Raw genomic sequence first — 7,564 nt, 5'->3', positions numbered from 1 at the left:
GTACAGCTTTCGATTTCCACCTTCTCGCAACGATAAAGTGTTGCCCACAGGTACCAGACCCTTTGTAAACATGACGCATTAGGGGGCCATTTGGATGCACAAAGATTTTCGGTCTTCTGAAATAAAAAAATAGCCAGGCAGTTTTACTGCCAAGCCATGCCCCCACGTCCGACAGCCGTCCCGCAGTGTCATTTCGCCGTTAGCCCAATAGGTCACCCGTCCCCGCCGCCTGGGGCCGCGAGACTGAAGCCCCAGCCGTCCCAGCGCAGGACGGCCCGGCGCGCGGCGCCGAAGTCCGCGGTGTAGACCTCGCCGCCTACCGGGAGGTAGTCGCCCTCCAGGACGGCCAGTTCGTTCGCCCCGTCATCGTCGGCGTCCTCGACCCGCAGGCGCATAATGGGCCGGTCCAGGTTCGAGGAGCACCAGAGCGCCCGCATTGTATCTCCGGCGAAGCGCAGCACGAAGAGGTGGTTCCTGTAGCTCACGTCCGGCCCGGTATGCCAGAAGGGGCGCAGGCGGCCGAAGCTGCCGGTCTTCCACAGCGATAGGAGCAGTTCGTCCGCCCCGTCGTTGTTCACGTCCCCCAGGGCGAAAGCCTCCACCCGCCACTCGTCCGGTGAGCGCCAGCGGGTCTTGCCGCCCTCTGAGACGACGACGGCGCGGTCGTGCCGGAGGTAAATCTCCGCCCGCCCGTCCCCGTCCAGGTCCCCCTGGGTGAAAACGCCCGGCGCGCCGGACGTACGGGGCGCGTCCCCCCCGATGAGCACCGCGGCCGGGAGAAAGACCAGGAAGAGCAGAGCCGCCAGGCGCCGGAAAACCGTTCCCCGCATACTCCCGCGCCGTTTCACCACGGCGGCGTCCCCTGAGACCTTCTCAACTTGGTTCCGGGATTCGCGCCAGGGAATCCCTACAAACCTCCCACATCCCACATCTCACTTTTCACATCCCAATCGGCGGCGCGGTGAACGCCCGCGTCCAGGCCGGCGGCTCCGGCGCCTGCCCGTCTCGCAGCATCCCCTGCCACTTCTTGTCGGTCAGCCGGTCGGACGCCGCCCAGGGGAACTCGTAGTAGGAATAAACGGCACCCTTGGCGATGCGCAGCTTGCCGTCCACGGGGACGACGGCGTAGATCTCCCAGACGTGCCCCGTAGCCTCCTCCAACACGGTATCGGGCGGGGCGGTGGCCACGTCGGCGACGACGGCCGCCGGGTTCTCGTAGGTCGCGGACCGGTGGTCGACCCCCTCGTCGCGGAGGGCCTCCAGCCAGAAGTGCTCCAGTTGCCCGCCGAAGGAGCGGATGAGGTCATGTTCCTGCTCCGTGAGGGGCTGGTTGGTCAGTTCCTTTTCGGCGATGGCCTTCAAGGCCAGGGCAAGCTGTTCCATGCGCTCCAGGCTGGCGCGGTCGCGCTCGTTAAGAAGGTCGCGCGCCGCCAGCCCGTCGATCGTCATCCGGGTCAACGCCGCCAGGCGGGCGTAGACAGCCGGCTCGGGCTCGACGTAGCCGCGGTCGTCGATCTCGTAGCCCCCGCCGCCCATCTCGGCGTAGACCTGCTTGGCGTAGAGAATGGTATCATGCTTCAGCTCGGTCCAGCTCCCCAGGTAGGCGGCGAGCTGCTTGCGCGTCCAGGACTGGTTGCGCATGAACGAGGGGTAGCCCTCGCCCTTTGGTTCGGTCAGGGGCCGGAGGGTGTAGAGCCAGCTCCAGTAGAGGTTCTGGGTCCAGGTTTCCCGGTCCAGGCCGGCGATGTGGTCCCTGATCTTCTGCATGTTTTCCGGGTAGCCCCGGTAATCGGTTTCGCCCATGTCCTTCAGGATGGCATAGGCCTCTTCCGAGCCCATCGCGGCGGGGATGTCCAGTCCCTTGGGCAAAAGCCTTCTCTCGCCCTTACCGTTCTCCTTGACCTCCCGGTAGATCAGGCGCTGGAAGACGGCGGCGTCAAGGGTGAAGCGCTGCCCCATGAAGCGGAAGCCCTTGATCTCCCGCTCCCGGTCCGGCTGGATATTCTCGTCGAAGACGGGGATCGAATTGATGGCCGGCGGCTCAAGCTTTTCGACCGCCGCCCGGAAGGCGGTCCACTTTGCCGTATCCTTCGTCAGGCCGGAGAGCGAGGGCTCCTTACCGTACGCCTCCTTCAGCAGCTTCGCGTACTGATAGTAGCCCGGGTCGTCGCTTTTGCCGACGAAGAACCCCGTCGGCTCGTAGATCCGCTCCCAGCGCGCGAAGCGGTCCCGGTCCCGCAGGAGCAGCGTGATCAGCGCCGCCGACCGCGTCTCGCTGTCGTCCTTGGCGCGGAAGGTCATCCGCCCGTACCACATCATGGCCTTGAAATACGAGCGCAGCTCGTCCGACCGGTCGTAGTGCCCGCGCGGGATGTACTGGGTGTAGTCCTCCTTCAGCCCCTCGAGCGGGTCCGGTGCCGCACCCATGTTCATCACCGGAGAGAGTTGCGTCTCGCGATGCTCCGCGATCAGCTTGAGTTCCCGCTCCGCCTCCGGGCGGACGTAGGCCGGCACCGCGGCGGCGGGGTCCAGCAGGCGTGCGGCCACGGCGAAGAAGGCCACGTTGCGCCGGGCGGCGGTCTCCCAGGCCGTGCCCTTCAGGGCGCGGTACTGCTCCTCGGCGCCCGAGAGCATGGAGGCGGCGAGGGCCTGCAGTTCGGGGCGCAGCTTCTCCTTCTCCAGCGTCCGCAGCAGGTGGCTGAAGTAGAGGTGGTAGTTGTGCAGCATGGCGTCGGTGGTGACGAAGTTGGGGATGGGGTATTCCTCGTAGCGGTTCATCTCATAAATCCAGAAGAACTCGTCGTACTGGGCGGGCACGACTACGAAGCCATTGCGGGCGAGAAGCTCCCGGGCGGCCGGGGAGAATTTGAAACGTGCCGCGTTCGTGACGTTCCCCAGGTCCGGAGCGACGCGGTAGGCCGGGACGGCGGGTTTCACGTTGACCACCGGCTCCTCCCGGTAGGCGGCGAAACCGGCGGCCGTGGCGGCCGCGGGCGGCGACGCCGGTGCCGGCTCCCGCGGCCCTTGGGCGATCGACCAACTGCAGCCGGCCGGGAGCAGAAGGAGTATGATGACGAGAAGGCCCCAGGCCAGGACGGTCTTACGGTTTTTCATTGCTACATCCCCCCTGTAGCAATAACCCCCGCAGTCGTAAATTTGTGCCAGCTAAAAGCCAATGCTCCCGGTTTCCGCGGGCGGCGGGGATACCGGTATACCGGCGCCCACAGACCCACGGGCGAATTCGCTGACGGCGGCCACGCGGCGGGAGAGGTGGGGATGGGAGGAAAGAACCTCGGCGAACCAGTACCAGAAGCCGCCGGCCTCCCGCGCCTGAGCGGCGAAGCGCTCCGGGTCGACCCGCCGGAAGAGCCGCCGTCCGGCGGCCAGGACCAGGAGGCCGCCCGGCGCGCCCTGAGGGACATAATAGGCGGCGTAACGGTCGCAGGTGTACTCGCAGGCACGGGAGTAGGCCGAGCCGAGGAAGGGGACGAGCATCGCCGGGTAGAGCAGCGTCTGCCAGGTCGTGTGGCGGCGGCGGAGGTGGGTCATCTCGTGCGCCAGGACGAAGGCCAGTTCGGCCTCGCCTTTCTCCTCCAGGAGTTCCAGGACGTCGGAGTAGAGGACGATGAAGTTCCGCCGCCCGAAGCGGGTGGCGAAGGCGTTCAGAAGCCCGCCGGCCTGCAGGATGTAGATGTCCGGCACGGTGCTTACGCCCATTTGCGCCGCCAGCTCCCGGGCCACGCGGTGGACCTCCGGGAACTGCGTCTCGCCGACGCGCACCCCGTTACCGCGCAGGTGACCGATGAAGAGCCCGTGGATGACCAGGGCGGCCAGGACGCCCAGGAGGACGTAGGCGATACCCACCAGGGAGACGATCAGGATGACGTAGAAGGCAATGGCGCAGATCAGCAGCAATGCCAGGTACAGGGGCTCGCGGGGGTGGACCAGGTTGGGCATGGGCGGGCACTCCCTCGGCAAAGTGGTTTCCGTCGCTCGTTCGCCGCGCCGCCCCGTAAATCCTTCCATTCGCCGCGGATGCACCGGCGGAGGCTGCGGAAGGCCGAGATCTGTGACGCCAACCTCGCCATCCGGGACGCCGGGTTTGTGCTCCGGGTCGTCGGGGATGCCTTCCGGGGAGGCGGGGACGGCCCCTGGCGGCGCCGGAACGGCCGCTCGCCCCGGTGCCCCGGCGCCCCGGCGCCGCTCCGGCCTCCCGCTTCTGCTATAATGGGAAGCGGGAGGTTGTCTTCTTTTATGCCGCCTTTCAAGGTTGTCTCGGACTTTGAACCGCGGGGGGACCAGCCCCGCGCCATCGCCGGCCTGGTCGAGAGCCTGACGGCCGGTGCGCCCCACCAAACCCTGCTCGGGGTGACCGGCTCCGGGAAGACCTTCACCATGGCCAAGGTCATCGAGGCCTTAAAGCGTCCGGCGCTGGTCATCGCCCCCAACAAGACCCTGGCGGCGCAACTCTGCGGCGAGTTCAAGGAGTTCTTCCCCGAGAACGCCGTCGAGTACTTCGTCAGCTACTACGACTACTACCAGCCCGAGGCCTACATCCCGCAGACCGACACGTACATCGAGAAGGACTCGGACATCAACGAGGAGATCGACAAGCTGCGGCACTCGGCCACGGCCGCCCTCCTGGAGCGGCGCGATGTGATCATCGTCGCCTCGGTTTCCTGCATCTACGGTTTAGGCGACCCGAATGAGTACCGGGAACTCATCCTTTCCCTGCGCCGCGGGCAGAGCTACGACCGGGACGCCGTCCTGCGCAAGCTGGTCGACATCCAGTATGAGCGTAACGACGTCAACTTCACCCGCGGCAAGTTCCGGGTGCGCGGGGATGTCCTGGAGATCTACCCGGCGTCCTACACCGAGCGCGCCGTCCGTGTCGACTTTTTCGGGGACGAGGTCGAGCGCCTGCTGGAGTTTGACGTCCTGACGGGAGAGGTCCTCGGCGAGCGGGACCATGTGGCCGTCTTCCCGGCCAGCCACTACGCCACCACCAGGGCGCGCCTGGAGTGGGCGATCGCCGGCATCGAGGCCGAACTGGAGGAGCGTCTGGCCGAGTTGCGCGCCGCCGGCAAGCTGCTGGAGGCCCAGCGCCTGGAGCAGCGCACGAACTACGACCTGGAGATGCTGCGCGAGGTCGGCTGGTGCAAGGGCATTGAGAACTACTCGCGCTACATCACGGGCCGCGCCCCCGGGGAGCCGCCCTTCACACTCATCGACTTCTTCCCGGAGGACATGCTGATCTTCATCGATGAGTCGCACATCACGGTACCCCAAATCGGCGGGATGTACGAGGGCGACCGCTCGCGGAAGACGGCCCTGGTGGAGCACGGTTTCCGCCTGCCCTCGGCCTTCGACAACCGCCCCCTGACCTTCGACGAGTTCATGGCCAAGGCCCGCCGGAACGTTTATGTTTCGGCCACCCCGGGACCGTGGGAACTCAAGCACAGCGTCCGCGTCGTCGAGCAGATCGTACGGCCCACCGGTCTGGTCGACCCGGAGATGGAGGTCCGCCCGACGCGCGGCCAGATCGACGACCTGCTGGGTGAGATCCGCGTCCGCGTCGCCCGCGGGGAGCGGGTGCTGGTCACGACCCTGACGAAGCGCATGGCGGAGGACCTGGCCGACTATTTCAAGGAGATGGGCGTCAAGGTCCGCTACCTGCACGCGGAGATCAATACCCTGGAACGAATGCAGATCCTGCGCGACCTGCGTCTGGGCGCCTTCGACGTCCTGGTGGGCATCAACCTGCTGCGGGAGGGCCTCGACCTGCCGGAGGTCAGCCTGGTGGCCATCCTCGACGCCGACAAGGAGGGCTACCTGCGCTCCGAGCGCTCCCTGATCCAGACCGCCGGCCGCGCCGCCCGGAACGTCAACGGGAAGGTCATCATGTACGCCGATACGGTCACCGGCTCCATGCGCCGCGCGCTGGACGAGACCGAGCGCCGGCGACGCCTGCAGATGGAATACAACCGCCGGCACGGCATCACCCCGGAGACGGTGAAAAAGGCGGTGCGGGCCGTCATCGAGGCCACCCACGCCGCCGAGCCGGCCGGGGCCTACGCCGTGCCGGAGAAGAGGATGACGAAGACCGAACTCAAGCGGACCATCGCCAGGCTGGAGAAGGAGATGCGCGAGGCCGCGCGGCGCCTGGAGTTCGAGCGCGCCGCCGAGATCCGGGACGCCCTCATCGAGCTGCGGCTGCAGCTCCGCGGCCAGACCACGCGCCCGGTGACCGGGGCGGCGGAGGAAGCCCTTGTCCCCCCGCACGGGGTGTAATGGAGGTTGGAACAGCGGGGATGGCGGCCCTTGCACCGGCGGCAACAGCTTGAGCGAAACGGCGGCGGGCGGGATCCGCCGTTCGGGGAAAAGGCTTTTCGGAGGGATTTTACGGTGTGCCATAGTCTGTTCCGCATTTACCGCTTTGTGTCAGGCGATGAGGACGACTACCTCTGCCGGGCGATGGTCTTTGTGGCCGACCGCCCCGGCTCGCTGGCGACGCTGGCCGGTGTCTTCGGCGGTCACGGGGTGAATATCACGTCCTTTTACTATAACCGGTCGGCGCATCCGAACCGGGTGATGATTCAGGGAAGGAGCGACAACCTCCGGGCGTTGCAGGAGGCCTGCCGGGACCTGAACGAGCAGGGTATGTTCGACGGCGAGGCACATACGACCTCCCCGGAGCTCGGTGTGCTCGACACCCGGAATATCCTTAAAATACGGGTGTCTCTGCAGCCCAGACCGGGCACCCTGGCCGACTTTGCCGCTTTGCTCCGTGACCATAAAGCCAACGTCATCCACATGGCATATGATGAAGCCGTTTGCGAGACGGCGGCAACGGTCACTCTTATCACGGAAAACGCGCGGGAGATAGGCGAACTTCTGCAGGACCTCAACGAGCACGGTTACTATTACGGGTTGCACTATCAGGGCGCGGAGCGGGAAGAAACCGAAAACATTATCGGTCTCAATCTTGTGGAGCGGTTTTTCTTTAAACTGAAAAGGCTGCTGGGGGGCGAGGATACGGAGCGGCTGAAGGGGGTTGTGGAGTCGTCCCGGCGCATGTCCGAGGCGCTGACCAGATTCAGCCGGGAGGCGGGCAAGGATCTGGAAGCGGGCGAGGTCTTCACCAATGTGCTGGTCTTCGCCTCGGCCTCCCTTTCGCGAACCGGTTCCGCCTTTTCCTATCGCCGGCTCCCGGCGCTTCCTCTGGGAGGCGTTGTCTTCCATGCTTTTCGTCTCCCGACCGGAGGGAATATCCACCTCCTGGAAAGTGCCGAAGAAATAGTGATGGTGGACGGCGGCTATGGTGTGTACTACGAGGACGTGAAGCGGATGTTACGCGAAAACGGGCTGGACCCCGCACGCGTAAGCCGTATCTACCTGGGCCATGCCGACGCGGATCATGCGGGGATGAGCGGCTGCTTCGCCGCCGAGTTCGGCAGCCGCGTGTTCCTTCACCCGGCGGCCCGCGGCGTCTTGGAAAACGAAAACCGGGCCTGGGGGAGCGGTTCGCCGCTGACCGAACTGAACCATTACTTCACGGTGCTGG

The 7,564-nt window shown here is 66.0% G+C and carries 5 protein-coding genes; 2 read left to right on the top strand and 3 right to left on the bottom strand.

Features of this window, described 5'->3' with window-relative positions:
• Positions 1-212 precede the first annotated feature (212 nt).
• From QMC81_11265 to QMC81_11255, 3 genes are all read right to left on the bottom strand, one after another.
• Positions 213-851 (bottom strand): VCBS repeat-containing protein, encoded by a 639-nt coding sequence (locus tag QMC81_11265; protein MDI6908048.1) that lies wholly within the window; start codon positions 849-851, stop codon positions 213-215.
• Between the two features lie 88 nt (positions 852-939).
• The gene (locus QMC81_11260) at positions 940-3,114 is read right to left on the bottom strand and encodes a DUF3160 domain-containing protein (protein ID MDI6908047.1); all 2,175 of its coding nucleotides are present in this window, start codon (positions 3,112-3,114) and stop codon (positions 940-942) included.
• 51 nt (positions 3,115-3,165) lie between these two features.
• Positions 3,166-3,957 carry a M48 family metallopeptidase gene (locus tag QMC81_11255; GenBank protein ID MDI6908046.1) on the bottom strand — a complete coding sequence of 264 codons (792 nt, stop codon included), beginning with the start codon at positions 3,955-3,957 and terminating at the stop codon, positions 3,166-3,168.
• 297 nt (positions 3,958-4,254) lie between these two features.
• Here QMC81_11255 and uvrB point away from each other — a divergent pair, with 297 nt between their 5' ends.
• On the top strand, positions 4,255-6,291 hold the full coding sequence (uvrB, locus tag QMC81_11250) for an excinuclease ABC subunit UvrB (protein ID MDI6908045.1): 2,037 nt from the start codon (positions 4,255-4,257) through the stop codon (positions 6,289-6,291).
• Positions 6,292-6,405: 114 nt separating this feature from the next.
• Positions 6,406-7,564, top strand: a 1,159-nt coding sequence (locus QMC81_11245; GenBank protein MDI6908044.1) for an MBL fold metallo-hydrolase, incomplete at its 3' end; no start/stop codon positions are given.

Source organism: Thermoanaerobacterales bacterium, from assembly GCA_030019475.1.
In the GTDB taxonomy this organism is placed as follows: Bacteria; Bacillota; Desulfotomaculia; order Desulfotomaculales; family JASEER01; genus JASEER01.
Note: the sequence above shows the minus strand (reverse complement) of the source record. Positions and strands in the feature narration are given on the sequence as shown.

Excerpts from the sequence above, each read along its gene's own strand:
- QMC81_11255 (MDI6908046.1), bottom strand. The coding sequence starts at position 3,957 with ATGCCCAACCTGGTCCACCCCCGCGAGCCCCTGTACCTGGCATTGCTG.
- uvrB (MDI6908045.1), top strand. The coding sequence starts at position 4,255 with ATGCCGCCTTTCAAGGTTGTCTCGGACTTTGAACCGCGGGGGGACCAG.
- QMC81_11260 (MDI6908047.1), bottom strand. The coding sequence starts at position 3,114 with ATGAAAAACCGTAAGACCGTCCTGGCCTGGGGCCTTCTCGTCATCATA.